Raw genomic sequence first — 25,711 nt, 5'->3', positions numbered from 1 at the left:
GGTGCTATTTAGTGCCTTTCTGAATCAAATTAAACTGCATGCCCGTTCTTAATATTCCAGTACTCAAGACGTTAGCTCTTAAACCTGCACGATGAAGCCAACCTCTTACAACTTGTGGTGATGAGATAGAATCATTCGCTAGGGATTTTCCTAGCGAACCACAAGGCTCACAAAGCTCAACGCCATAAAAACGTACATCACCAATAGAGAACTCTTGCCCAACCAGTTGGTTAAGTCGCACGCCTTGGGTCACTATGTTTCTTCTGGTCGCAGAAAGACCAATATTTTGCCCAAAGTTTGCATTAAAAGCGGCAATTTCTTCACTTTCCACAAAAGTAATATTTGGGCCATCTGTGCCCTTTTTTCCGTAATATCTGTCGCCTACGATACCTTTACCCGCATCAACTTTAACGGCATCAATGCCTATTTGAGCTTGTTTGGATTTTTTCGACACGAAAATAGCTTGAATCACCCTTTGTCTCCTAAGACAAGTCTGTCACTGGTCGATTATGACATACACAATGATTAAAAACCTTCACCAATGGGTCCGTTCTTCTTTACTAGGGTTGATATGGTACAGATTTACTATAACCACTCCAATCCTTCATAAGGTTTAGCTTTTAGAGACTCAAGACGCGTAGCAAGGGAGCCTGAATGCAGCTCTAACTTGTGGCCATCAGGATCTTCAATATATAAAGAACCCCCTTCACTGCTGTTTACTTGCCATTGTTTTACATCTTGAAAAGCACTTTTTTGCTGAATACGGGACATAGCCAAGGCGTCAAAACCGAACGCAAAATGCGTGTAATCCTTGCTGGGCCTCGCTTTTCCCAATGATAAACAAAGCCAACAATTCCCGTAGCACAAGTAGGCGCCAGTATTCCAACGCACCTCGCCCTTAAATCCCAGTAAGTCACAATAAAACTCGAGCGAAATGTCGAGATTCGTCACACTCAAGGTTAGATGGTTAAGACCTTTGTCTTGCTCTATAGCAGATGATTGGAAGGACAAGCAATCATCAAGGGAGGTCACCATGGCGTAAATCTTAGTGGCTTTTTCAAAGTGATTCAGTTGATTCTCTTCGATCCACCAGCGAGCAACCGCCATCAGGGTGACTGGATCATCGTTTTTATTGGCAAAAAAGGCATAAAACGATACCTGTACGCCATCGCCTTTTTGTCTGATTTTTTCAGCACAAACCAAAAGAATCTTTTGCTTAATCCTAGTATTCACTTCTATTATTCTTTTTTACAAGGCGACATTGCATGAATCTCGCATAGACGCCTCTCGATTAAAAGTTGCGCTATGCGACTAAAGTCTGACTTCTTATTAAACAACTGCCTGCTAAATTAACAGGGCGTATAAAAATAATTATAAGGAGATCTACCATGTCAGATCATAACATTAATGCAGAAAAATACTGGCAAGCAAACCTAAGGCTGATACTAGGCAGCTTGGTGGTTTGGGCGCTAGCCTCTTATGGCTGTGCCATCCTACTTCGTCCCATGCTCTCAGGCATCATGATCGGAGGTGCTGATTTAGGCTTCTGGTTTGCTCAGCAAGGTTCCATTCTTGTATTCATCGCTTTGACCTTCCACTACGCGTGGAAAATGAACAAGCTTGATGAAGAATTTGGCCTTCAGGAGTAAGTCGCATGGATCAGTTTACTATCAATTTACTTTTCGTCGGTGGTTCCTTTGCGCTTTACTTCGGTATCGCTTTCTGGGCTCGCGCTGGTTCAACAAAAGAATTCTATGTAGCTGGCGGTGGCGTACATCCCGTTTTAAACGGTATGGCAACGGCGGCAGATTGGATGTCAGCGGCGTCTTTCATTTCTATGGCGGGCTTAATCGCCGCAGGTGGTTACGCTAACTCAACCTATTTAATGGGTTGGACTGGTGGTTACGTATTGCTTGCAATGCTTTTAGCACCTTACCTACGTAAGTTTGGCAAGTTTACCGTGCCAGATTTCATTGGCGAACGTTTCTACAGCAACACGGCACGTCTAGTGGCTGTCGCTTGTTTAATCATTGCTTCGGTCACTTACGTTATCGGTCAAATGACTGGTGCGGGCGTGGCATTTTCTCGCTTCTTAGAAGTAGAAAGCAATACGGGCCTAATGATCGCCGCTGTTGTGGTTTTCTTCTATGCCGTATTAGGTGGCATGAAAGGTATTACCTATACTCAGGTTGCGCAATATGTGGTGTTAATCATCGCTTATACCATTCCTGCTATTTTCATCTCCTTGCAATTAACAGATACTTTCATTCCAGCCATCGGTCTTTTCTCTACTCATACTGAATCTGGTTTGCCTTTGTTGCAAAAACTAGATGAAGTAGTGCGTGAACTTGGTTTCCAAGATTACACCGCAGACGTTGATAACAAACTAAACATGGTGTTGTTCACTCTATCTCTAATGATAGGTACAGCGGGTTTACCACACGTTATTATTCGTTTCTTCACCGTCCCTAAAGTAGCCGACGCTCGTTGGTCTGCTGGTTGGGCATTAGTTTTCATCGCATTGTTGTACCTAACAGCGCCTGCTGTTGCGTCTATGGCTCGCTTGAACCTAATGAACACTATTTACCCATCAGGTCCTACCGAACAGTCAATCGAATACGCAGAGCGTCCAGATTGGATTAGTACATGGGAAACCACTGGTCTAATTAAGTTCGAAGATAAAAATAATGACGGCCGTATTCAGCTTTATAACGACGTACCAGCGTTTAAAGACGAAGCGACTGCTCGTGGTTGGGAAGGCAATGAACTAGAGGTTAACCGAGACATTCTTGTATTGGCGAACCCAGAAATTGCGAACTTACCAGGTTGGGTTATTGGTCTAATTGCTGCTGGTGGTCTTGCTGCTGCACTATCAACCGCTGCAGGTCTGCTATTAGCCATTTCGTCAGCAATAAGTCATGACTTAATAAAAGGCTCGATAAACCCCAATATTAGTGACAAAGGAGAACTGAGAGTCGCAAGGATATCCATGTTCGTCGCTATTATTGTGGCAACCTATCTAGGTATGAACCCGCCGGGATTTGCGGCTCAGGTAGTTGCATTGGCCTTTGGTATTGCCGCCGCGTCTATCTTCCCTGCTCTAATGATGGGTATCTTCTCTAAACGTGTGAATAGCACAGGGGCTGTGGCAGGTATGCTAGCGGGTCTGATTTCAACCTTGGTTTATATCTTCTTATTCCTTGGCTGGTTCTTCATTCCAGGTACAGCGTCGTTCGCCAATACTCCTGATAACTGGTGGTTCGGTATCTCACCATTGTCGTTCGGTGCCATTGGTGCAGTAATTAACTTCGTGGTCGCGTTCACTGTCTCTTCGATGACAGCGCCACCACCAAAAGAAATCCAAGACCTTGTTGAAAGTGTTCGATATCCTCAAGGCGCAGGCGGTGCAGTTGACCATTAAGGTTAAACAAAAAGCACTTGCTATCAAGTGGGTCTCGCTTCTTTGTGAGGCCCACTTTCCTTATAATACGAATCCACACAAAATCAGAAAAGAGAGCGCTTATGTTTTGGGAACTCATTGCTACCGTCTTTGCCGGTATTGGCGGCGCAGGTATTGCACTGTTGTTAAGAAAGATTACCAAACAAACGGCGCCGAAATGGCTGGTTCCTGTGTTTGCTGGCGTTGCCATGCTTGGCTTTCAAATCCAAGGCGAATACGACTGGTACGACCACCAAACTAGCTTATTGCCAGAAGGTGTTGTCGTTGTAAAAACCGTTCAAGAACAAGCCCCATGGCGCCCTTGGAGCTACGTATTCCCACAAACGCTTCGTTTTATCGCTGCCGACGTTGAGAATTCTGCAAAAAATAAAATTGACCCAAATCTCGTGCTAGTAGACTTATATTTCTTTGAGCGTCGCCATATAGCGAAACGTGTTCCTCAAATTGTCGATTGTGTACAAGGCGCTAGAACTGACTTCACTCAATCTTTTACAGCTTCCCAAGATTCAAAACAACCATCGACTTCAACCTGGTACCCACTTGAAAACAATGATCCATTGCTAAAAGCGGTTTGTAGCAATCAAGCTTAAAATCGACCACATTAACGAAAACCAAACTTAGAAAAAGTCCTGATGACCCGAGTTTTCCTCATTGGCATAAATTGATTTCAATCCCCATAATATCGGCTTTCCACAAAACAAAAGCCGATATTATGAACATCACTCCTGAAGAGCGCGACGCGGTTTACAAAACCATATTTTCTCGCCGAGATGTGCGTCGAGAATTCAAACCTGATCCTATTCCAAATGATGTTTTAGAACGTATCTTGCTCGCTGCGCACCATGCGCCAAGCGTCGGTTTTATGCAGCCTTGGGATTTCATCCTTGTTACCAAAGCAGAATCTAAAACACAAATTAAACAAGGTTTTTTGCAAGCTCACGCCGAAGCGGCTGAACTCTTTAAAGGAGAACGCAAAGAACAATATAAAAGCTTTAAACTCGAAGGCATTGAAGAAGCACCCTTGGGTATTTGTGTGACGTGCGACCGCAGCCGAACAGGCTCTGTGGTATTGGGACGAACAGCCAAGCCAGAAATGGATTTGTTCAGTTCTGTGTGCGCGGTACAAAATCTATGGCTAGCCGCGAGAGCGGAAAACCTTGGCGTTGGTTGGGTCAGCATCGTTCATGACAAAGTCATACGTGACACGCTCAATATTCCTGAATCTATCGATATCATTGCCTATTTGTGCGTGGGCTATGTAGACACATTTCACGACACACCAGACCTGGAAAGGGCTGGTTGGTTACCAAGACGAGAGACTAGTTCTGCAATTCACTATGAGTCTTGGCCCGAGCGAACTAAAGAATAATGCATACTAAAAAAAAGCGAGAGTAGAGACCAAATCTACCCTCGCTTTAGTCCTATGAAAGCGCCTTTTCTAATGCCTTGATCAACTGATCCATTTCTTCATCATTCGTATAGTGAACGAATGACAAGCGAACCACGCCCGTACTTGTGTCCACGCCCATCGCTTCTAACAAACGCACCGCATAGAAGTGCCCTGCTCCACAAATAATGCCTTGATCAACTAACTTCTGTGCTAACTCCTGAGGCGTTTGTCCTTTAGGAATAATAGACACAGTCGCTGCTCTCTTCGCGGGATCAGCCGTTCCAAGCAGGGTCAGTTTCGGATGTTGATCAACAAAGTTTAGCAACTTAGCTAATAAAGCTTGCTCGGCATCATGGAATAAATTTCGCACGCGCTGGGCTTTTTCTATCGCAGAGTCCGTCGCTTCGAAGTGATGATCGTGCAAAGTATCAAAGTAATCCAACACGCCACGGCTTGCCGCCACTTGGGCATGATCAGGACCTGCTGGTACAAACCATTTCTGACGATAAGCTTTGTTAAAATAATGCGCCTGATTACCCAATTTATCCGCCATGGCATCACGAATGACCATCACGCCAAGATGCGTTCCGTAGGCTTTATACAAAGAGAATAGATAAATATCAGCGCCAAGCGCATCCACATCGGGCAAGCCATGACCAGCAAATGAAACAGCATCTACCACTGTCGCCACACCCGCCGCTTTCGCTCGTGCGCAAATATCCGCTACTGGATTGATTTCAGCAACGATATTTGAACAATGAGTAAAGGCTAAGAGCTTGGTTCGTTCAGTAAAAAGCGTTTCTAAATCATTAATATCTAACGACCCGGTTTTCGTATCAACCTGCCATTCTTTAATCACGACTCCACGTGACTCTAATGCACGCCAAACACCAATGTTTGCTTCGTGATCTTGATTGGTCACGATGATCTCGTCGCCCGTTTGTAGAATCTTGCTGAAAGCTTGTGCTAACACGTAAGTATTTTGAGACGTAGAAGGTCCAATATGCACTTCGCTGGTACTCACATTCAAATAAGAGGCTAAACGTTCGTGTGCTAAATCCATCTGAGCACCCGCTTTTTGTGCCGCAGGATGAAGATGATAAGGCTGAAGCTTGGTTTCTCGATAATATTGATCTAAGTGATCAATCACCGCCTGACAAGCATAAGAACCACCGGCATTATCAAAAAACGCCTGACCCGCTAAAGAAGGTTCTTTGAATGCTGGGAATTGAGAACGAACAAACGCCAAATCTAATCTAGATGCCATAACCTTATCTCCTTATCGAACACAGTCTACAGCTTGTCATCAACAACAAACTAATATGAGAAAATTATAGGCAATATGCCACACAAGTTGTTTGCTATTTGAAGAGAGAATCACTAACGTAATACAAGATTTTTGTTTAAATTGGGCATTTTATGAAAGAAATCACCCTAGACCGTACCGACTACAAAATAATCCAAGCATTAGAAAAAGATGGTCGCCTTAGTAACACGCAGCTAGCAGAGAGCATAAACCTTTCGCAATCTCAGTGTCTAAGACGCTTACGCCAGCTAGAAGAAATGGACATTATTAGTGGTTATCGAGCGCAGGTGAATTACCAAAAACTTGGCTACAGTGTCATGGCTTGGACATTAGTCACTGTAAGTAAAGACGTGCCCAATGCACGAGATAATGTGATGAGTTTTCTGCAACAACAAAACGCTGCTATTAACGTTCATGGTGTGACTGGAGACGTCGATTTGATGGTAGAAATTTGTGCTAAAGACATGGCGAAATTCACTGATTTGGTCGTCAAACAGCTCTATGCTCATGCGAATGTAGTAAGCACAAAATCCTACATACGTTTAGACACGGCCAAACAACATGGCAGCCCTTTAGATAAGATATAAAAATCGTTAAAAAATCTTATCTAAATTCATTTATTGTCCGATTGATTAGTTTTTTTCAGGTATAGGCGTATTTTTTATCGTTTGTCTTTTTTAGGCGTAGTTTCTACTATACAAGCATCAAAGCGAAACAAGTTTTGAAGATTTTGAAACAACCATAAACGAGGAATACATCATGAAAAACACTCAAACTATCGCAGAACTACTAGAAAAAGTTAACTCTACTTACCTAACTGATGCAGAAAAATACGAAGCAATCGCTCGAGCTGAACGTGCTGAATACATCATTGCTGGCTTCGCTTCTGCATTCCAAGCAATTAAGAACGTAGCAATCAAAGTAAAATCAGCGTTTGTATCTACTTCTGCTCAACACGCTTAATAGATCAATAAGCTGTAACAGTTAAGTACACTAGAAAGTTATTGGGTAAGCGTCTGTTTCAAAACAGATATTTTGGCTTACTCCAACAGGCTTGTAAGGAAATGGCGCTAGAATAAAAACATTAAGCGCTTCCTGTTCCTACCTTATCTATCTAATCCGCTCCAAGCAATTCTACTTCAATCTTAATTATTTGCTATTCTCAGCTTTATTTTGTTTTTCGCAAGAACGTTCTATTGTTTGTTGCCAATCCCGTTTTAGCCCTAGTAAAAACAACAGTTCAACAAAGACAAACAAAGGTCCAATAATTAACCCTGTAATATCGTCCAAAAATGCAGGCTTCTTACCTTCAAAATAATGCCCTACAAATTGAAATATCCAACCTACGACAAACAAACCAATCCCCGTGATTAACCATACGAATGTGCTTTGAACTGCAACAAACTCGGCGAACCCAATTATCAAAGCCAACAATATTGTCATTACAATGCCAATCATTTTGTTTAAGCGGACATAAAAAACACTACTGGCAAGGGCAATGATGAGAGCGGGCGTGAACACTATGTCGAGCAAGTCAAAATGTGGACGAGACAGTAAAACAGCAATTCCAACAACTATCATCGGAATCCCAACAAAATGCGTTGCTACATTACGACGATCTTGGTGGTAAAAAGCATATTGGGACAAGTGTTCAAGCATGGTTTTCATTCTAGAGACCTCAATTTTTATTATTTTATTGATATCAGTAAAACGCATTTCTAACAAACTTTGAAGCAATTTATTTGTATATCTTAAACTAAAAACACTCATCTAAAAAAACACAAAAGGCGGATACAACACCGCCTTTAAAAACACCAAGAGAATAACCCCATCCGTCACACCACTAAATGATGCGTGATCACACTAGCAACCAGACCATTGTTGGCCAATTTCGGCATCACGATACCAAGCCATCAATACTTTGTGATTTTCATCATCAGCGGCAGGTGACCAAGGCGCAAAATCTTCTTCTTTAAACGGCGCATACGGCCCATGTTTAACTTCAAAAATAACAGCGTCAGCATCAAGCGAAAGTACGGCATGCCAACCACCAGCAGGCGTTTCAATTACCGACTCACTTTCACCTAAAACGGCTCTATCGATAACCACACCATTATCATCAAACGTCAGTACGACAAACCGACCACGTAAAGCCGTCAGCAACTCCCAAGTCTTTAAATGACGATGCGGACGAATATAAGTGTCTGGTTCCATCGCAATGGCTAAGCGCTGAATGGTATCGGATAATTCGCTATGAATGTTGTGATTCATACGCTGACGTGGTGATTGTCGAGCTGTATCACTGAGGGCGGAAAGTTTGTCAAAGCTCAGTTTATTCATGGGGTAAGTCACTTATACAAAGATTGAGAAAAAGAATGCTAATGCTACCTCATCAGCTAGTCAAACAGGTAATTTTTCGAAGTCGATTAACATAACTAAATAACGTCATAAGAAAAATCGTGTCTTAAAGTCACACAGAATATCTTCGCTTCCTGTTAGCGACCACTCAAACCAATTATCCCATTCAAGCACTATCGTTTTATTGCCCAAAACCAACTCATAGCAGTCATAGTCGATTCCTTTATCAAACGCAAAAGGACTATATTGTGACTTTAACTTCCAGCCTTCCCGCTTTAGTTTATCGATCAAGATATTACCTTTTTCTGTTTCTATATTTTCGATAATCATAAGAATCTAGTCTCGGAATTTTAAATGAAAGTTCAAATAACAGATTATCAGAGGAAGACATTTCTTTCATGTTCATGATGTGACTTCCTAGGCATAATGTCGGACAAATATAATTGAACAGATTCGAATAGGAAAAAGAAATGATCTCATGGCACTGTCAGGCATTTAGCGAGCTATCCAATTACACCTTATATGACCTATTGAAGCTTCGAAGTGATGTGTTTGTAGTAGAGCAAAACTGCGTTTTTCCTGATATGGATAATTTGGATACACTGCCTGACACTCGACACTTGTTTGCCTTACAAGATAACAAAGTGGTCGCTTATGTGAGGCTTTTGGCAAAAGGTGACTGTTATCCTAACCATAGCAGCATAGGACGAGTAGTAGTCGCAGAAGAAAGCCGTAAAGATAAAATGGGTCACGCACTAATGACACATGCGATTAAAGAGATGCTTAAGCTTTGGCCAGATAGTCCGATTAAAATCGGCGCACAATCTCATCTTGAAGACTTTTATCAATCCCATGGATTTATCACAGTATCTGAACCCTACATGGAAGATGGCATAGAGCATTATATTATGACGAGGGAAACTGAAGTAAACCTTTAATCCGTGATTTCAGCTCAGGCAAAACGTCAGCCTCAAACCAAGGATTTTGCTTGAGCCAACGGTTATTTCTTGGGCTTGGATGAGGCAATACTAATTTGCCTTGCTCTATCCAAAAACGCCATTGCTTAACTTGCTCTGTGACATTGCCAGACTGACCTAGATGATAGGCTTGTGCATAAGCGCCCAAGACAATCGTTAATTCAATATTCGTCAGCTGATTAAGCACTGCTTCGCGCCATTTAATCGCACATTCAGGCCGTGGTGGTAAATCACCTGATTTTTTCCCCGCAGATGGTCCACTTTTATGGACACTATTCCCCGGAAAACAAAACCCCATTGGAACGATAGCGACTTGCTGCTCATCATAAAATTCGTCTACAGATAGCCCGAGCCAATCTCGTAAGCGTTCGCCACTTAGATCATCGAATGGCCGATCAATATCATGCGTCTTTTGCCCTGGTGCTTGTCCAGCGATTAATAGTTTTGCATTAGGGTGAATTTGTAGAATGGGTTTAGGAGGATAAGGCAGAGCATCAGCGCAATGCTGGCAAGAGAGAATCGCGTCTTTTAGTACAAGAAATGCATCATGAGACATAAAAGTTACCGTATAAAAAAGCACTGCTCGTGCGCAGTGCTTTTCTGATTTGAAAGGCGATTACATGTTGTTTAAGTAAGCCTCGATAAACTGACCTTGGTTTGGTGCTTTAGGTGCGGTTTTAAAGTTCAACACTTGATCATTAAGTCGTAACTTAAGTTCATCGGTAAAATCACAGCTAATCGCTTTAAACTCTTTTGCTGTTTCTTTAAAAGCTGGTTTTGTCGCACATTGATACGCAATTTTTGATGACACTTGCGCGCAATAAGCGGCAATCGCATAAGACCCTAAGTCACTATCAGAGATTTTATTCCAATCAACCTTGGTTGGTATCTCTATACCGCACTGCTTAGCCACATTGTCATCGGCTTGTTGAATTTTGGTTTTTTGATACGCTAAATGTTTTTCACGATTAAACATTGCTAATTTTTCTTGCACGCCTTGCTTTAATTGCTGGTCATAAAGTGCAGAAATAGTCTGAACGGTATCCGCTTTCACATCATCTTTTTTGCCAAGATAAATGCCATCTTTGGTGTCTGGCAAATACAAGGTATAAGAGCAGCAACCATAGTTATTAGCGATATAAATCAACGATCTTTTTGAACCGTCAAAGGTGTATTTAAGTCTTTGATCATCGCCCTGTTTGTTAATTTCGGTAAGAAAAACCACGCCATCAATTTCGTGATTCACGCCAGTTACTTTCACCAAAGCCTGTTTATTGTCAGTGGTCGGCGCAATGACGACGTTTACACCTTCGCCAGAAGTTAATTCCGTTGGATATTTAGCCAAGTCTAACGCGAAAACGGAATGGCTTAAAAAAAGCAAAAACACAGATAACGTCTTTTTCATCTCAAGTCCCTTTAGAATAAGGTTTGTTACAGAACAGCTAACAATGTAGCAAAAGTATATATTCGACAGTATTTAAACACTTATCTTTCTGCCTTTCTAGGCGCTGGGTGAAACGGAGTTTTTTATCAGATTGTTGAGCAAAAAAACGGCTTCTGAAAAAGTCAGAAGCCGTTTTTTTAAGGATGCTGCTTAATAGCATTTAGTGCTTAGTGGTGATGATCGCCAGCGCCGTGAACGTGACCGTGCTCTAGCTCTTCAGCCAGTGCTTCACGAACTTCAATGATTTCAACATCAAAGTTCAATGTTTTACCCGCCAAAGGATGGTTACCATCTAGCATCACGCCATCGTCTTCTACTGCGATAACGGTTACTGGCTGTTGACCGCCTGGCGTTTGCGCCATGAATTGCATGCCAACTTGGATTTCGTCAACGCCTTGGAAATTTTCAGTCGGTACTTTTTGAATTAGCTCTTCGTGAACCGCGCCGTAGCCATCTTCAGGAGCAACAGAAACAGCAAGCTTGTCGCCAGCGGCTTTGCCTTGAAGCGCTTTATCTAGGCCATCAATGATGTTTTGAGCGCCACTTAGAAACACCAAAGGCTCTTGACCAACAGATGAGTCTAGTTCTTGGCCTTGTTCGTCAGTCAAGGTGTAGTGCATGCTAACAACGGCGTTTTCTGTGATTTGCATTGTATTCTCCTAATGAACAAATAATAAATAATGAGGGAACGAGCGCTTGATACAAGCAAATCTTACATTTCAACAATAAGCGTTACACCGCCACAACACGAACCCAAACAATAGTTTGTGGCATTATGATAACGTCCCATAAGCTCAATAACCACCGTATAACCTTAGAAGTTTGGTACGTTCGACGATTTTTAAAGGGATGTTTGACTGATTTTTTAGAAAAAGTGCAAAAATAATCTGCGTTGATCATATTTAAAGCAAAATTTAATTCTCTAGTTGATCCGAAAACTGAAAGACAGATTGGTTTTTTGCAATGGAAAAACCGAGCGCGGTATAAAACTTTTTCGCGCCATCACGGGTTTCATTGGTACGAACCCGTAATACTATTTTTTCATCCAAAGCCCACTTTTTTGCCTTTTCAACTAAAGCACGACCCGCACCGTTTAATCTGGCTTGATCCGCAACGGACAAACCTAGAATTTCGATAAAATCTGCCGAGGCGGCCCGAAAAGCATGTTGAGCATGCAGCCAGCCAATAAGTTGACCATTAAGTTCTGCAACCCAAACTTTGTCATTACTAGATGCTAGCAACCGTTCAAGGCGTTTTATGGCAAGCTCTTCTGATACCGTGTTTTGTTAACCTAATGCTGAAGCAACTTCAGCAATGGCCTTGGCTTCTTTCAATATAGCTAATCGAATGTCCATTACTTCTTACTACTCCATTTATTCATCAGTTAAAAAACTTATTCACTCGACGGCATGAACTGAGAGACATCGAGCTCATACGATTTGCCTAACCAACTGACACCTTGAGTATGATCAACATATTCATTGCCGGTTAATGGATGAACAAAAACATCTAATGATTGGCGGTTTAACATCAACCAAGGAATGATCTTGCCAAAGGTTTCTGCGGCAAATGACAGCTGGCAACTCCAAACAGGATGCGGGCCTACTGGCTTTTGGTGAAAGCGCCCGACACGGATTTCAAACAATTCCGCCGCTTGCTCTGCCACTTCTTTTGCCATCTCAACACCTGCCGCATCGCTATAATAAAGGTGCGCATGGAACGCTTTAATATTTTGATCTGTAAGAATTGCAGTCATGGTACCGCCTGACGTTAATGTATTACCAACTGAAGATAAGGTAAGTCTAGCATTTGTAGCACGATAGTAAGAACGGCTTATAAGGAAAGCAGTATTTCTATATTGGAAACAATTCCCCCGACTTCATTTGCTACGCGACCTAAGTCGTAGAGGATTGTTAGATAGGCTGTGTTACATTAAAACGAATAACCACAATATATCAGCCTATGTTCAGGTAATTTATTCAATGACTGTTTTCTGGATTTTATTAGCCATTCTTTATGTTCTGGGTCTGTTCTGGATTGCGATCTGGGGCGATAAAGAAAGCCCAACAGCAAAAAAACTGACTCGTCATCCGTTGGTCTACAGCTTGTCATTGGCTATTTATTGTACCGCCTGGACATTTTACGGCTCGATTGGCGAAGCTTCTCGCTCTGGCTGGACTTATCTCCCCATTCTTTTGGGGCCTATTTTGTTGTACTTGTTTGCCTTTCCCATCCTAAGAAAGATGATTACCGTCAGCCGCAAGCAAAACATCACGTCTATTGCTGACTTTATCTCTTCTCGGTATGGCAAACGCCCCATGACCGCGCCTTTGGTCATCCTTATTAGTATGCTCGCGGTAATTCCCTACATTGCTTTACAACTTAAAGCCATCGGCTCGAACTTCGCGCTTTTTGTCAATCAGGATGAGTCTTCAACCAGTTTTATCGTCTTAATTGCGACCATTTTAATCGGTATTTTCGCCATGCTCTTCGGCACTCGAAAAGTCGAAGTAACCGAATATCGCTCAGGTATGATGTTAGCGATTGGGGCTGAATCTTTATTTAAACTGATCGCTATTGTGGCAGTGGGTGTCGTTGCGGTTCTTATGACGCAAGAATTTGATATAAACAAACTCAGTAAGAACGTCGATTTTACGGTATGGAATCCAGAGCAGTTTTTATCCTTCCCTTTTCTAATGCAAACCTTCATGTCGGCGGCGGCAGTAATTTGTTTACCTAGACAGTTTCATGTCACCGTGGTCGACCATCAAAATAACCAACAATCCAATATGGCACGCTGGCTATTCCCTTTGTATTTGCTGGTTTTTGCCACCATCATTCCACCCATAGCGATTGCGGGCCAGAGCTTGTTTTCCGCTGACATTAATCCAGATACTTATGTCATTCAGTTCGCTTTAGTATCTGACAATCTACCGCTGCAAATGTTGATCTTTCTTGGCGGTATGTCAGCTACCACCGCGATGATTATTATCGCCACCTTTGCCCTAAGCATCATGATCAGTAACGATGTAATCTTGCCTCTGATGTTGGCTCGAGCCAGTGCTCAGCAACAAGCCTTGCCACTGTATCGACGTAGAATATTGATGATTCGCCGCTTCGCTATGATGGGGATTTTGCTGTTGTCATTTTTGTATTATCAAAAAATGGCCAACGCTGAATCATTAGCAAACACAGGCATCTTGGCGTTCTCTCTCGTGTTACAGCTTATGCCCGCTGTACTTGGTGGCCTTTATTGGAAGCGCGCTCATGCTCATGGCGTTTATACCGGCTTAACTTTGGGCTTCTTGTGTTGGGTATTACTGATGATGTTGCCACTTACAGGCAATATTAATTGGGGCTTAGAAAATGCCCAGTCGCGCTCAGAGCTCATTAGCTATGGCGCTTTTATCAGTTTATTAGCGAATATTTTTGGCTATGTGGTTGGCTCTTTATTATCCACGGAGCGTTTGATAGATCGTATTCAGGCCACTGCCTTTGTTAGCCCAACCACAGAACTGGAAAAAGGCTTTTTCAAACCCAAAAGCAAAGCCACTAACGGTGACTTTTTTGTGCTGTTAGAAACCTTTTTGGGCAAGCAAAAGAGCCAGCAAGTCCTGTCGAACTTTGAGCAAGACTACAGCCAAACCATTCCATCGAATACTTCACCAAATCGCTTATTTGTCGACTACTGCGAACGTATTCTAGGTGGCGTATTAGGTGGTTCTTCGGCTCGCACTATCATTAATTCAATCTTGATTGATAAACAAATCAAGGTGGAAGAAATGGTGACTTACTTGGATGAAACCACCCAAGCCATTCAGTTCAGCCAAAATTTACTGTTCGTTTCCATGGACAATTTAGACCAAGGCATCAGCGTGGTCGATAAAGACCTAAGAATTGTCGCTTGGAATAAAACTTATCTGTCTCTTTATCCATATCCAGAAGGCATGTTAACCGTTGGTCTACCCGTAGAAGAATTGATCCGCTTTAATGCAGAACGCGGCGAATGTGGCGTTGGTGACATAGAAGAGTTAGTTAACAAACGCTTGGAACATCTTAAAAAAGGCACCACGCACCGATTCTTACGTCGCCGTGCCAGTGGTCGAGTCATCGAAATGGTAGGCAATCCGCTGCCAGATGGTGGCTTTGTAACCAGTTTCACTGATGTTACAGAACACATAGAAAGCCAGCAGGCCTTAAAAGAAGCCAACATCGACTTAGAAAAGCGAGTCGAAGCCCGTACTGTTGAAGTGCAAGGCGTTAACCATGAACTGATGCAAGAAATCGAACGCCGTAATCAAGCCGAAAAAGCCCTAATCAGCGCCAAAGCTGAAGCCGAACAAGCCAATACGTCAAAGACAGAGTTCCTCGCCTTAGCCAGCCACGATATTTTGCAGCCGCTCAACGCCGCCAAACTTTATATGGGAATTTTACAATCCACAGAATTGCCAGACAACACCAACCAAATCATTGAAAAATTATCCGATTCATTAGAATCAACCGAAGCACTTATCTCAACCCTACTTGAAATCGCCCGCCTAGACCAAGGTGCGATTCAGCCCAAGTTAGTGGATTGCAATCTGCAAGATATCCTCACGCCCATCGTGGCTGAATTTGGTGTGATTGCAGAGAGTAAAAACATCCGTTTAACCACGCATTTACGCCCTTTTAGAGTTCATACAGATCCTATCTACTTACGCCGCATCATTCAAAACTTCGTCTCTAATGCGGTGAAATACACGCAGAAAGGCCGAGTATTATTGAGCGTTAGATCTCGCGCTGGCGTGGTGTATTTACAAGTATGGGACACAGGCATCGGTATTCCAGCGACAGAACAAAAGAAAATCTTTGATGACTTCTATCGTTGGGAAAACACCCAAGAACCCGGCATGGGATTAGGGCTAGGCTTGGTTCGTCGGATGCAGAAACAGCTAGGTTTAGCCACTGAAATACATTCAATACCTGGCAAAGGCAGCTGCTTTAGTATCGGTATACCTTTGGCAAAAAGTGATCACATCGTTGACTTCCCAACCACTCAAGGAACAATCACACCACAAGAAAAACGCGCCCATTGCTATGTTTGGTGCATTGATGACGAAAAGAATAATCTCACGGCCATGAACACGCTATTAACCCATTGGCAATGTGATTGTAGAACCTTTAATCGCTTCAATGATGCCTTACAGGCCGAAGGCGAAGCAGAATTATTATTAGTGGATTACCATCTTGACGATAACCAAGATGGTTTGTCTTTGATTAAAGCACTTCGGGCTCGCGCGGGGAAAATCATCCCAGCGGTATTGATCACCGCCCTACGCGACCCTGAATTAGTCGAGCAATGCAAACAACAGAACATTACCTACATGGCAAAACCAGCAAAGCCCGCAAAATTGCGGGCTTTGGTGCAACACATTCATCAATTAAGAGAAGATGCGAAGTAACAAATATTAATTCGTTGTAGGCAGACTTAAACCACAACCTGCGAGAATAATTCCACTCACCGTATCACCGATACGTTGTAGGTCTTCATCTTCCAAGGATTCAACTCCGCTTAAGGCTAGCACTTGCGCTTCAAAATCCGCGTAATGTTGTGTCGTAGCCCAAATCATGTAGATCACACTAGCTGGGTCGCATTGACGCATTTTTCCGGCATCCATCCAAGATTGCAGCAAGGCTACGCGAGACTTAAACCATGGCCGCAACTCTTCTTTTAGATAGTCACCAATGTGCAGTGCGCCACCAATAACCTCCATAGCAAACAGACGAGAAGCAACGCCTTTCTCAAAGCTATGCTTCAGCTTCACGCGAATAAAACTGTCCAATACAGTGGCTGGATCATCATCGATAGTCGCTTTATCAAACAAATCATTCCAGCCCATCAAGGTTTGATCAAGCACCTGTTTGTACAAGTTCGCTTTAGATTGAAAATAATAAATAATGTTCGGCTTAGGTAAACCAGCACGCTCAGCAATATGCTGAAGGCTAGCGCCATTGTAGCCTTTTAAGCCAAATTCAATTTCGGCGGCTTCTAAAATTTTAACAAAGACTTCTTCACGGTGATTTTGACGTTTGCTCATGGGGGAGTTAAGTCCTTATTTGTATTTTTGCAAACAGTACTGAAACAAGACACAACCCCCTCCCAACCTCCCCCTTGCCAGGGGGAGGAGCAAGCTAATTTTATTCCCTCCCCTTGTGTCTTTGAAGGGGAGGGGGAGGGGTTGTTTTAATTTCTATTGAATTAAGCCAACAACGCAGTCAGCTCTTCTGCAGTAGATAGCTTACCTTCGTCTTCAATATTCGGGAATACGGCAACAGTAACCTTGTCTAACGCAAGGCTTGGCAGCCATTCGTTTTTAAAGGTATCAAGAGACACTGACACAGGCTCGCAGTCGTCCCAATCTTCGATCGCCCACTGGCTGGCAAATTCAGCATCTGGCCAAACCATCACGCAATCACCGTCGTCGGTTTCAACCATCACGAAACCTTCTTCGTTGCTCAAGCTCCATACCAATTCCGTGGCTTTTGCTTGCTCAACAAAATATTCTAAACGTTCGCTGTCAGGCGCAACCAATAGCTGAACGCGTTCATCCATCGATAATTCTTTCATCATTCAATCTCTTTATTAAAAGTAAGCAACTTCTTCTTCGGTTAACTCACGGAACTCGCCAGCTTGAATATCTGCATCCAGTGACAACGGACCAATTTGATCGCGATGAAGCTCTTCCACTTTATTACCTACGGCTGCCAGCATGCGTTTTACTTGATGATATTTGCCTTCTTGAATGGTCAAATAAATATCACAATCGCTAATACGCTCAGCGACCGCAGGTAATGTTGGCTGTGACTCACCATTGAGCATCACACCGTCTTCCAACTGCTTCAAATCTTCATCACTAATTGGATCAGCCAACATCATACGATAACGCTTGTTACAAGCATTACGTGGTGACGTAATTCGATGCAGCCATTGCCCATCTGTGGTTAGCAACAACAAACCAGTCGTGTCTTTGTCTAGACGACCAACAATCTTTAACTCTTGCCCTAGATGAGAAGGCAAAAGATCCAGCACTGTCGGGTGGTCTGGATCTTGGGTAGCACACACATAACCCGCAGGTTTATGCAGTAAATAGTATCCCTCAGATGGCCATGCCAAAAGGATATCATCTAGGCAAATCTGATCCCCTTCTTGCACGGTGTAATTGGCTTTTTTAACCACTTCACCATTTACAGTTACACGGCCTTTTGATGCTGCAATTTTTGCAGCTTTACGTGCCAATTCGGTCACATGGGATAAATAAAAATCAAGTCTCAAGGGTATCGCCTATGGCTTTTTAAATTAAATTTAAGAGAATACTTCGTGGGTGGTATCAATTTCTTTGTAGAAAAACGTCGCATTATGCAACATGCCGCTCGCACTTCGAGTGTAGCCAGGCACTTCACCAAATGGAATATAGCCCATATTGACATACATGTCGTGAGCAATGTCATCGCTTCTGATTTCAAGCATGAGTAGCTGTCGCTGCATCGATGCGGCGACACGTTCCACACCTTGCATTAACATACCGCCCAAACCATGCTCTCTCGCTTGAGTATGAACCATTAGCTTTTCTACATCGCAACGGTGCAATGCATTGGCTTTTGGTGACATGGCAATTTGCACACTGCCAACGACTTTATCGTCTTCGCGGATCAATAACACTTGGCGGGCATTAGCTTGTAAATCATCGTTAACCGACAACCAATAAGCTTTCGCTTCAGACTCACTCATTGGCGGTAAAAAACCAATTGGCGCACCTGAATCGACAGCGTCGCATAACAACTCGACAAGATCATTTAGATAGGGGTTAAGGTTGTCTACTTTGAGTAATTCCAAACTCTTTTCCTCTGACTTTTTGATTAGCTTAATAATACCTGAGCAAGGCTCTGTTAGGAAACGACAACGCGGCTTAAGCGAATTGAAGACACAAAAAAGGCGACCTCAGCCGCCTTTCCCACAAATTTAATGTGTAAATTAAACATTCCCCATGTAACGCCCTGGTTTATGGTTAACCGCGATGATCATATTTAATGCCACAGCACCAACAAACGAAATAATGATCAAGGTGTAATCCACGACAAAAACAGACAAGAGCACGATCATGCAATCAACGGCCATCTGGAATTTTCCCATGGAAATACCATATTTTTCAGCTAGATAACGCGCCAGAATATTCAGCCCGCCTAAGCTGGCATTGTGACGGAATAGCATCAGGAAGCCAACGCCCATCAAAAAACCGCCCGCTATGCTGGCATAAAGTGAATTAACCTTATCAAAGGTCACCAGCATCGGTGTTACATCAGCAAAAACAGACAAGCAAAATACAGAAAGGAAGGTCTTAATAGTAAACTCCCAACCAAAATGCATAATCGCCAAAACATAAAAAGGAAGGTTAATTAAGAAAAATGCCTGGCCAAAAGATAAAGGCGTTGAGTACTTCATCAGAAAAGCCAATCCAGCAGAGCCACCTGTTAACAAACCTGCATGAGTGAAAAGGTTCACACCTAATGCAATAATCAATGTACCCAGAATCACAGCTTGAGCATCTTCAAGACGAGTGTGTTTTTTTACCTTAGGCAGTTCGGCTGTCGACATGGATTTCTCTCTGCTTTAAAAATGAAGTAGATATTAAATAGAAAGCGTGGATTTTAGAGAAAAACAGTCATAAGACCAACATAACAACCAAAAGCATTTTTAACCTATCAATCAGAAGTGTCTAGATTTTTGTACAGTTACTTAGAAGCACAAATGCGACTGACCACTTTACCAATGACGCGACGAGGAGACACCCAACCAATCCGTTCAGATTGGAGACTTTTATTACTTTCGCCGCCTAGCCAAAGCTGTCCATCTGGGGCGATGCGCAATACTTTTTTGACAATAAACCCATACAAAGCATGATCGACTACGACTAAATGACCAACTTTAAGCTTTTTATGCCAACGGCTGGTAAAAACAAAGTCTCCATCGTTCAAAACTGGGGCCATACTCTCGCCTTGTACCTTGATTAAATGAAGCATTTCCGACTCCTTTTAATATGTTCTTTTGGCTTCTTAGATTCTTTCAAATCACGTTTAAAACCCACTAAACACAAAGCTTGTGCGGTTTTAAACCCAATCACTTTATCCAGTGTTTTAATCAAACTATGCATCATGACAAATATCCTCTAGTTCAAGCTGTTTACGGCGACGCAGTAATTGCTTATAAATAAAACCACCGACAATAATGCTTCCAACAGAAAATACGGTTAAAACATGGACCAGTTGGCTCGACCAAGATGAATACTCGTGACCTTGGTGCGCTAGAGCCAATTGGCTCATGACAATAAAAACACTGAACAACATGACTCTAATAATGGATTTCATATCATCATTCCTCTCTTTTAGTGCAAAAAGTTAGTGACGCGCCATAGTAGCTGGCATAGACACTGCGTTAGATAGTGACGATATCAATGCTCTACTTTGCGCAGAAACCTCCTTACTATAACTCTGGGTAAACAACTCCCATTCAAAACGTATATGTGTCGCTGTTCGCATGATTAGATCACGCTGCTCTGTGTCCATATCTGGTCGAGCAATAATGGTTTGCAGAAAATTGACCGCACACTCAAATTGCGTATTGGCGGAAATAAAGTCGCCTAAGGCGGTATAAGATTCGGCAATATTCAAAAAACTTACCGCAGCGGCAGCAACCGCCGACTCAGCATCTCGGTAGAAATCTTCATCAAATGAACGCTCTGCTTCCATCAACGCCTGTCGGTTTAAATCCACAGCATCAGTAAAAGCATGGTTTGAATAAGCTCGGTTGGCTTGTCTCGTTAAACGTTCCCAGTCCTGCATTGTTTTCTCCACGATATGTTATGACGCATCAATTAAACTTAATGAGAATCATTATCGTAAAAGATTTTGAATAAATCCAGCCAATTTGAGAATAAATCTCATTTGAGTACATTTTTTACATTATGAAGAGTCTGTGCGGGTCTAACCCCAGACACAAAGAAAGGGAAGATAAAGGGATTGAAATAGAGGGTAATTCAGAAAGGGTAGCTCGCTGCGCGAACTACCATTCAATTCCGACTTGAGCTTTTACACCATTCGCAAAAGCATGACGTTCATTGGCAATTTTACTGTGGGTATCAACACTGTCTAACAAAACGCGTGGTGCTGTACGGCCTGTCATCATAACATTTTGATGAGCGGGACGAGCAGCCAACGCAGCGATCAAATCGTCTTCGTTTAAATAGCCATATTTGTACATGTAGGTGATTTCATCCAACAAGACAAAATGCACGCTTGGGTCAGACAGTATGCCTTTTGCCAAGGCCCAAGCTTGTTCAGCGGCTTCTTTTTCCAATTCTGGATTACGTGTTTCCCACGTAAAACCATGCCCCATGACGTGAAAATCAACCAATGGATGAGAGCCAAAGAACAACTGTTCACCCGTCGCCTTGCGACCTTTTATGAACTGAATCACCGCACTTTTTTGCCCATGACCTAAAGCACGAGCCATGGTTCCAAAGGCACTAGAGCTTTTGCCTTTGCCATTACCGGTTAGCAAAATAGTCACACCACGTTCTTCCGTTGCAGCGGCAATACGCTGATCAACAACCGCCTTTTTCTTCAACAAGCGCGCTTCATTCTTTTCTGCTTGTTCTGCTTTTTGTTCAGGAGAAGGATCCGTCATAATTTGTCTCTTTGAATTATATTTTTGTACTACTTTTTCTTGCGCTATTTTTTCTTGTACAACAACCAGCTTGGGTAATACAAATCTTTATGTATCGCGAACACCCTTAGTATAAAGACTAAAGTCACGGCGTAAATCGAGTTAAACTCATGCGTCGGTACGTTTTTTTCAAGTAGCACGAGTAACAAAGCGCCTAAAAATGCCGGTGTTGCGTAAAATTCTCGCCCCAAAACCAAAGGTGGGCGATGGCTCAAAACATCACGAATAATGCCACCCGCCACGCCAGTGATAATTCCCATAGTAATAGCTATCGTTGGCGAAAAACCTAAGTTCAACACTTTTTCCGTTGCCACTACGGTAAAAAGCGCCAAACCAAAAGAGTCAGCATAGTGGAAAACAGTTTGCCTATCTTCAACAAATCGCACCGTAAAAAACGCCAAGGCAGAAGATAAAAACGCCACCCATAAATAAGACGTGTCTCTTACCCAATAAACCGTTTCTACTGATAAAACCGTGTCTCGAATCGTACCGCCGCCCAATGACGTTACCATGCCAAGGAATACCACACTAAAAAGATCCATGTCTTTTTTGCCGGATGAAATAACCCCTGTGATTGCAAACGCAGCAATCCCAAACATACCCAAAAGATATAGCAACATTTTTTATTTATTCTCAATCGAACTTAAGACAAGCTGGCGAATGCCAAACTCAACATTAAACAAGCACGGAGTATTAGCCGGTTACCCAGTCTCCAGCACCCAATCGTTTTAGCATCACAAAATCTCCCTGTATAGAAAACTCCGTCAAACTACTAAAACCCACATCAATTCGGTGACATTGATCCAAAGGCCACTGACAGAGCATGCTGACAAATACCTTGATGACACCAGAATGGGCAACCAATACACAATTCTCCATCGGCATATCTTTCACCGATAGCCACCATCGCCAAACGCGATCAGCTACAACTTGCAGCGATTCACCATTATAAGGCGCGGAGAGCACAATGTCGTCAGCCCACAGATCTATTTCTTGCTTTGGAATATCTTGCCAACACAATCCTTCCCAATCACCAAAATCCAGCTCTTTTAGTGCGTCAACAACTTGTGATTTGCCATCACCAATATGTTCAGCTAATCGTGCTGCTCGGCTTAATGGACTGTGAAAACACACATTAGACTCACCATTAAATTCGATCGACAAGGCACTTTTTAATGCTTGTGCACCTTCTTCCCAACCACTGGCAAGTGGCACATCCATATCACCGTAACAAAGGCCTTTCTTAACGTCTGGTCTTGGGTGTCGAATCAAATACAGCTTCATGAATAAGACGCCAACAAGCATATAATGACAAAAATTTCGCCAACCTGTTCGCTCGCCCCCAAAGTGTCGCCATTAAAACCATCAATTTTTTTGCGTAAATAAAGACGCATTAAAAACACCAAACCAGCTGCGAAGATAAACGTCGTAATCAAGTCAGATAAACTAAACGCCAGCAAACCCACAAATAAACAAGGCAGCAAAGCCACCAGCCACTGACTAGGATCTAACTTAGCAATCATGCTTGATGCTTTGCTTTGTCCCATGGTCACATAATCTAGCGAATTCATTAGCACCAAAGGTATTAACCTAGCGATCACATGCACCACACACCAACCGCTTAAAGTATAAATAAAACCTAAAAACGAGTCCGGAATGATCTGCAACCATTCACTAAGCAACAACCATTTCAGTGTTAAGGAAAACCAAATAGACAAGGCGGCATAACTGCCAATGCGCGAATCTTTCATGATAGACAGGCGCTGCTCTTTGTCCCAGCCGCCTACCAAACCATCACAACTGTCCATCAAGCCGTCTTCATGAAACCCACCGGTTAATAACACCGCGGTTAACAACATAAACAGCGCTTGCAGCGACGTCGACCAATCAAACCATAAGGGCCAAGCACTCAATAAACCGACAAGCAAACCAATCCATGGCAAAAAACACACCGCAGGGATGTGCTTTATGTCATCACTCCAATCCACTTTCAGAGGGATTCGAGTGTAAGTAACAAGGCTACGTTTAAAGCCCTGCCAATATGGGCCAATGCTCATACCTTTCATCGTTAGTTTCTACTTAGTTATTTGTTGACCAAAGAGCAAAGAATTATTTGGAATCAGTCACACCAGCACTTTCGAAGCTCGCCATCTTATTCAAAAACAGACACGCGCTGTTGATTAATGGGTAAGCCAAAATAGCCCCCGAGCCTTCACCCAAACGCAGATCCAATGACAAAATTGGTTCTGCCTTTAAATGATCAAGCAGCATTTTATGGGCTTTTTCATTCGATTGATGAGCAAAAATCGCATATTCACGCACATTTGGAGCGACTTTCTGCGCAAACAACAAAGCGACTGAGCAGATGAAACCATCCACAACAAAGGCCGTTTGGCGCTGAGCCGATTGCAACATAGCACCCGCCATCGCCAAAATTTCAAAACCACCAATCTGTTCCGCGAGAGTTTGGGCACTCCAGTCAGACATCATCTGGCCAGTTTCTTGTTCTGCGCGTTTTAATGATTGCTCAATAATCTGCGTTTTATGGGAAACCCCAGCAAGATCCAATCCAGTGCCACGTCCAGTGCTGTCTATCGCGCTAACACCAATTAATGCCGTCATCATGCAAGAAGACACACAAGTATTGCCAATGCCCATTTCACCAAACATCAACAAGTTCACGCCATCATCAATAGCAAGATTGGCTTCGTCAACACCAGCTTGAATCGCTTGTTCAAGTTGCTGCGTTGTCATTGCGGCTTGTTGACTAAAGTCCTGAGATGAAAAGGCAACTTTGCGCGCACCTAATAAAGGATGCGCAGCTAACTCTGCATTCACACCTACATCCACAATTCGCAACGGCACCTTATGTTGCTCGCAGAAAACGCTCACAGCGGCACCGCCCATCAAGAAGTTCATTACCATTTGTGGCGTCACTTCTTGAGGAAACAAACTAATGCCCTGCGCGACAACACCATGATCAGCTGCAAAGATGATCATCTTAGGTTTTGACGTATCAGGCGTTAATGTTTGCTGAATTTTGCCAAGCTGAAAAGCGATGCTTTCCAACTCACCCAGCGCACCTAACGGCTTAGTTTTGTTATCGATCTTGTGTTGTAACTGTTCGGCAATAACAACCGAAGGTGCGGGAATATTAAATTGCTTAAACAAGGCTTTGTGCCCCTTAACCTTTGGCCTTAACAGCGCGTTGACGCACTACTTCGTAGAGACAAACACCGGTCGCTACAGACACATTCAAACTAGAAACCACACCAGCCATAGGCAGTTTCACTAGATAATCACATTGCTCACGAGTCAAACGACGCATGCCATCCCCTTCTGCGCCCATAACAATGGCCGTCGGAATGGTTAAGTCTTGCTCGTAAATGGTTTGTGTCGCTTCGCCAGCCGTACCAAAGATCCACACACCTTGGTCTTGTAACTTCTTCATGGTGCGAGCAAGGTTGGTCACCGCATAAACAGGAATACTTTCTGCCGCGCCGCAAGCGACTTTGCTTACGGTGGCATTCAATGGTGCAGAATTGTCTTTTGGCATCACAACCGCATGAGCACCAGCGGCATCAGCACTACGCAAACAAGCGCCCAAATTATGCGGATCTGTCACGCCATCTAGAATAATGATCAACGGTGTTTCATCTAAACCAGCGATTAGCGTATGCAAGTCGGCTTCATTACCTGCTTTGTTCATCGTGGTATAAGCGACAACACCTTGGTGAACTACACGATCTTTATTTGAGGTAAACAACTGATCGAGATCGCGGCGGGCAACAACGCTATGACGCACTTTGTTGGCTTTACAAAGCTGCATTAAGCGCTGAGTTTTCTTATCGTCACGGCCTTCTTGAAAACGCACTTCTTTGATACGTTCTGGCTGTTGGTTCAACGCATTTTCCACGGCATGTATACCGTATATCCATTCTAAATCTGACATCTTTTACTCTATTAATTTGGGGGCATACGCCCCCTTTTACTCATCTAGAAAGTTATTCATCTAGA

The 25,711-nt window shown here is 43.0% G+C and carries 33 protein-coding genes and 1 pseudogene; 8 read left to right on the top strand and 26 right to left on the bottom strand.

Translation table 11 applies throughout. The features are described 5' to 3' along the window. Nucleotides 1-4 precede the first annotated feature (4 nt). The 3 genes and pseudogenes from ACO05V_RS09355 to ACO05V_RS09345 all read right to left on the bottom strand — a co-directional run. Nucleotides 5-472: an MOSC domain-containing protein gene (locus ACO05V_RS09355; protein ID WP_421850080.1), complete on the bottom strand. Its 468-nt coding sequence runs from the start codon at nucleotides 470-472 to the stop codon at nucleotides 5-7. 113 nt (nucleotides 473-585) lie between these two features. Continuing rightward, nucleotides 586-1,035 (bottom strand): VOC family protein, encoded by a 450-nt coding sequence (locus ACO05V_RS09350; RefSeq protein WP_421856922.1) that lies wholly within the window; start codon nucleotides 1,033-1,035, stop codon nucleotides 586-588. 6 nt (nucleotides 1,036-1,041) lie between these two features. Then, nucleotides 1,042-1,233, bottom strand: a pseudogene (locus tag ACO05V_RS09345) (DUF6500 family protein); the annotation flags it as partial. Nucleotides 1,234-1,388: 155 nt separating this feature from the next. Here ACO05V_RS09345 and ACO05V_RS09340 point away from each other — a divergent pair. From ACO05V_RS09340 to bluB, 4 genes are all read left to right on the top strand, one after another. Next, nucleotides 1,389-1,649, top strand: a complete 261-nt coding sequence (locus ACO05V_RS09340) for a DUF4212 domain-containing protein (protein WP_114411667.1) — start codon at nucleotides 1,389-1,391, stop codon at nucleotides 1,647-1,649. A 5-nt stretch (nucleotides 1,650-1,654) separates the two neighbouring features. Continuing rightward, nucleotides 1,655-3,421, top strand: a complete 1,767-nt coding sequence (locus ACO05V_RS09335) for a sodium:solute symporter family protein (RefSeq protein ID WP_421850077.1) — start codon at nucleotides 1,655-1,657, stop codon at nucleotides 3,419-3,421. A gap of 101 nt (nucleotides 3,422-3,522) precedes the next feature. After that, the gene (locus tag ACO05V_RS09330; RefSeq protein WP_421850074.1) at nucleotides 3,523-4,050 is read left to right on the top strand and encodes a hypothetical protein; all 528 of its coding nucleotides are present in this window, start codon (nucleotides 3,523-3,525) and stop codon (nucleotides 4,048-4,050) included. 122 nt (nucleotides 4,051-4,172) lie between these two features. Beyond that, nucleotides 4,173-4,829 (top strand): 5,6-dimethylbenzimidazole synthase, encoded by a 657-nt coding sequence (bluB, locus tag ACO05V_RS09325; protein WP_421850071.1) that lies wholly within the window; start codon nucleotides 4,173-4,175, stop codon nucleotides 4,827-4,829. A gap of 52 nt (nucleotides 4,830-4,881) precedes the next feature. Here the strand turns inward: bluB and ACO05V_RS09320 are convergent, their stop codons facing one another. Next, on the bottom strand, nucleotides 4,882-6,117 hold the full coding sequence (locus ACO05V_RS09320; RefSeq protein ID WP_421850068.1) for an aminotransferase class V-fold PLP-dependent enzyme: 1,236 nt from the start codon (nucleotides 6,115-6,117) through the stop codon (nucleotides 4,882-4,884). A gap of 152 nt (nucleotides 6,118-6,269) precedes the next feature. Here ACO05V_RS09320 and ACO05V_RS09315 point away from each other — a divergent pair, with 152 nt between their 5' ends. Further along, nucleotides 6,270-6,743 (top strand): Lrp/AsnC family transcriptional regulator, encoded by a 474-nt coding sequence (locus tag ACO05V_RS09315; protein ID WP_421850065.1) that lies wholly within the window; start codon nucleotides 6,270-6,272, stop codon nucleotides 6,741-6,743. A gap of 172 nt (nucleotides 6,744-6,915) precedes the next feature. Next, nucleotides 6,916-7,119, top strand: a complete 204-nt coding sequence (locus ACO05V_RS09310) for an RSP_7527 family protein (protein ID WP_421850062.1) — start codon at nucleotides 6,916-6,918, stop codon at nucleotides 7,117-7,119. A 186-nt stretch (nucleotides 7,120-7,305) separates the two neighbouring features. Here ACO05V_RS09310 and ACO05V_RS09305 read toward each other — a convergent pair whose 3' ends face one another. The 3 genes from ACO05V_RS09305 to ACO05V_RS09295 all read right to left on the bottom strand — a co-directional run bounded on the left by ACO05V_RS09305 (nucleotide 7,306) and on the right by ACO05V_RS09295 (nucleotide 8,844). After that, complete coding sequence (locus tag ACO05V_RS09305; RefSeq protein ID WP_421850059.1) at nucleotides 7,306-7,824, bottom strand: DUF962 domain-containing protein; 519 nt, start codon at nucleotides 7,822-7,824, stop codon at nucleotides 7,306-7,308. Nucleotides 7,825-8,019: 195 nt separating this feature from the next. Further along, nucleotides 8,020-8,496 carry a WbuC family cupin fold metalloprotein gene (locus ACO05V_RS09300; protein WP_421850056.1) on the bottom strand — a complete coding sequence of 159 codons (477 nt, stop codon included), beginning with the start codon at nucleotides 8,494-8,496 and terminating at the stop codon, nucleotides 8,020-8,022. Between the two features lie 105 nt (nucleotides 8,497-8,601). Beyond that, nucleotides 8,602-8,844 (bottom strand): hypothetical protein, encoded by a 243-nt coding sequence (locus tag ACO05V_RS09295; protein WP_421850053.1) that lies wholly within the window; start codon nucleotides 8,842-8,844, stop codon nucleotides 8,602-8,604. Between the two features lie 140 nt (nucleotides 8,845-8,984). On the opposite strand from ACO05V_RS09295, the gene ACO05V_RS09290 reads away from it, so the two are divergent. Next, on the top strand, nucleotides 8,985-9,452 hold the full coding sequence (locus ACO05V_RS09290) for a GNAT family N-acetyltransferase (protein WP_421850050.1): 468 nt from the start codon (nucleotides 8,985-8,987) through the stop codon (nucleotides 9,450-9,452). On the opposite strand, the gene ACO05V_RS09285 is transcribed toward ACO05V_RS09290, so the two are convergent. From ACO05V_RS09285 to ACO05V_RS09265, 5 genes are all read right to left on the bottom strand, one after another. After that, nucleotides 9,421-10,047, bottom strand: a complete 627-nt coding sequence (locus ACO05V_RS09285) for a uracil-DNA glycosylase family protein (RefSeq protein ID WP_421850047.1) — start codon at nucleotides 10,045-10,047, stop codon at nucleotides 9,421-9,423. The genes ACO05V_RS09290 and ACO05V_RS09285 overlap by 32 nt on opposite strands. A gap of 60 nt (nucleotides 10,048-10,107) precedes the next feature. Continuing rightward, complete coding sequence (locus ACO05V_RS09280) at nucleotides 10,108-10,896, bottom strand: hypothetical protein (protein WP_421850044.1); 789 nt, start codon at nucleotides 10,894-10,896, stop codon at nucleotides 10,108-10,110. A gap of 206 nt (nucleotides 10,897-11,102) precedes the next feature. Then, nucleotides 11,103-11,585 carry an FKBP-type peptidyl-prolyl cis-trans isomerase gene (locus ACO05V_RS09275; protein WP_421850041.1) on the bottom strand — a complete coding sequence of 161 codons (483 nt, stop codon included), beginning with the start codon at nucleotides 11,583-11,585 and terminating at the stop codon, nucleotides 11,103-11,105. Between the two features lie 264 nt (nucleotides 11,586-11,849). Next, complete coding sequence (locus ACO05V_RS09270) at nucleotides 11,850-12,194, bottom strand: GNAT family N-acetyltransferase (protein ID WP_421856919.1); 345 nt, start codon at nucleotides 12,192-12,194, stop codon at nucleotides 11,850-11,852. Nucleotides 12,195-12,328: 134 nt separating this feature from the next. Beyond that, on the bottom strand, nucleotides 12,329-12,691 hold the full coding sequence (locus ACO05V_RS09265; protein WP_421850038.1) for a DOPA 4,5-dioxygenase family protein: 363 nt from the start codon (nucleotides 12,689-12,691) through the stop codon (nucleotides 12,329-12,331). Nucleotides 12,692-12,917: 226 nt separating this feature from the next. On the opposite strand from ACO05V_RS09265, the gene ACO05V_RS09260 reads away from it, so the two are divergent. Continuing rightward, a complete protein-coding gene (locus ACO05V_RS09260) occupies nucleotides 12,918-16,376 on the top strand; it encodes a PAS domain-containing hybrid sensor histidine kinase/response regulator (RefSeq protein ID WP_421850035.1) in 3,459 nt (1,152 codons plus the stop codon). A gap of 6 nt (nucleotides 16,377-16,382) precedes the next feature. Here the strand turns inward: ACO05V_RS09260 and ACO05V_RS09255 are convergent, their stop codons facing one another. The 14 genes from ACO05V_RS09255 to rlmB form a co-directional block, all read right to left on the bottom strand. After that, nucleotides 16,383-17,012 carry a TetR/AcrR family transcriptional regulator gene (locus ACO05V_RS09255; protein ID WP_421850032.1) on the bottom strand — a complete coding sequence of 210 codons (630 nt, stop codon included), beginning with the start codon at nucleotides 17,010-17,012 and terminating at the stop codon, nucleotides 16,383-16,385. Nucleotides 17,013-17,173: 161 nt separating this feature from the next. Next, complete coding sequence (locus ACO05V_RS09250; RefSeq protein ID WP_421850029.1) at nucleotides 17,174-17,545, bottom strand: DUF2750 domain-containing protein; 372 nt, start codon at nucleotides 17,543-17,545, stop codon at nucleotides 17,174-17,176. 12 nt (nucleotides 17,546-17,557) lie between these two features. Continuing rightward, complete coding sequence (locus ACO05V_RS09245; protein WP_421850026.1) at nucleotides 17,558-18,247, bottom strand: pseudouridine synthase; 690 nt, start codon at nucleotides 18,245-18,247, stop codon at nucleotides 17,558-17,560. A gap of 30 nt (nucleotides 18,248-18,277) precedes the next feature. Further along, nucleotides 18,278-18,808, bottom strand: a complete 531-nt coding sequence (locus ACO05V_RS09240; protein WP_421850023.1) for a GNAT family N-acetyltransferase — start codon at nucleotides 18,806-18,808, stop codon at nucleotides 18,278-18,280. A 138-nt stretch (nucleotides 18,809-18,946) separates the two neighbouring features. Continuing rightward, nucleotides 18,947-19,567 (bottom strand): YitT family protein, encoded by a 621-nt coding sequence (locus ACO05V_RS09235; protein ID WP_421850020.1) that lies wholly within the window; start codon nucleotides 19,565-19,567, stop codon nucleotides 18,947-18,949. Between the two features lie 137 nt (nucleotides 19,568-19,704). After that, the gene (locus tag ACO05V_RS09230) at nucleotides 19,705-19,992 is read right to left on the bottom strand and encodes a S24/S26 family peptidase (RefSeq protein WP_421850018.1); all 288 of its coding nucleotides are present in this window, start codon (nucleotides 19,990-19,992) and stop codon (nucleotides 19,705-19,707) included. A 123-nt stretch (nucleotides 19,993-20,115) separates the two neighbouring features. Then, on the bottom strand, nucleotides 20,116-20,337 hold the full coding sequence (locus ACO05V_RS09225; protein WP_421850015.1) for a hypothetical protein: 222 nt from the start codon (nucleotides 20,335-20,337) through the stop codon (nucleotides 20,116-20,118). A 30-nt stretch (nucleotides 20,338-20,367) separates the two neighbouring features. Beyond that, nucleotides 20,368-20,811, bottom strand: a complete 444-nt coding sequence (locus tag ACO05V_RS09220) for a tetratricopeptide repeat protein (protein ID WP_421850012.1) — start codon at nucleotides 20,809-20,811, stop codon at nucleotides 20,368-20,370. A 220-nt stretch (nucleotides 20,812-21,031) separates the two neighbouring features. Next, nucleotides 21,032-21,655, bottom strand: a complete 624-nt coding sequence (gene cobO / locus ACO05V_RS09215) for a cob(I)yrinic acid a,c-diamide adenosyltransferase (RefSeq protein WP_421850009.1) — start codon at nucleotides 21,653-21,655, stop codon at nucleotides 21,032-21,034. 44 nt (nucleotides 21,656-21,699) lie between these two features. Then, nucleotides 21,700-22,314, bottom strand: a complete 615-nt coding sequence (locus tag ACO05V_RS09210) for a trimeric intracellular cation channel family protein (protein ID WP_421850006.1) — start codon at nucleotides 22,312-22,314, stop codon at nucleotides 21,700-21,702. A 73-nt stretch (nucleotides 22,315-22,387) separates the two neighbouring features. After that, a complete protein-coding gene (locus ACO05V_RS09205) occupies nucleotides 22,388-22,978 on the bottom strand; it encodes a histidine phosphatase family protein (protein ID WP_421850003.1) in 591 nt (196 codons plus the stop codon). After that, complete coding sequence (locus ACO05V_RS09200) at nucleotides 22,975-23,760, bottom strand: adenosylcobinamide-GDP ribazoletransferase (protein WP_421849999.1); 786 nt, start codon at nucleotides 23,758-23,760, stop codon at nucleotides 22,975-22,977. Before ACO05V_RS09200 ends, ACO05V_RS09205 begins: the two co-directional genes overlap by 4 nt. Nucleotides 23,761-23,803: 43 nt before the next feature. Then, the gene (gene cobT, locus ACO05V_RS09195) at nucleotides 23,804-24,865 is read right to left on the bottom strand and encodes a nicotinate-nucleotide--dimethylbenzimidazole phosphoribosyltransferase (protein ID WP_421849995.1); all 1,062 of its coding nucleotides are present in this window, start codon (nucleotides 24,863-24,865) and stop codon (nucleotides 23,804-23,806) included. 13 nt (nucleotides 24,866-24,878) lie between these two features. Then, the gene (gene rlmB / locus ACO05V_RS09190) at nucleotides 24,879-25,646 is read right to left on the bottom strand and encodes a 23S rRNA (guanosine(2251)-2'-O)-methyltransferase RlmB (protein ID WP_100187386.1); all 768 of its coding nucleotides are present in this window, start codon (nucleotides 25,644-25,646) and stop codon (nucleotides 24,879-24,881) included. Between the last annotated feature and the right edge of the window lie 65 nt (nucleotides 25,647-25,711).

The sequence above is a fragment of the Marinomonas sp. genome (assembly GCF_965225885.1).
GTDB lineage: Bacteria > Pseudomonadota > Gammaproteobacteria > Pseudomonadales > Marinomonadaceae > Marinomonas.
The sequence above is the reverse complement of the archived record's forward strand: the minus strand, read 5'-3'. Positions and strand labels throughout refer to the sequence as shown.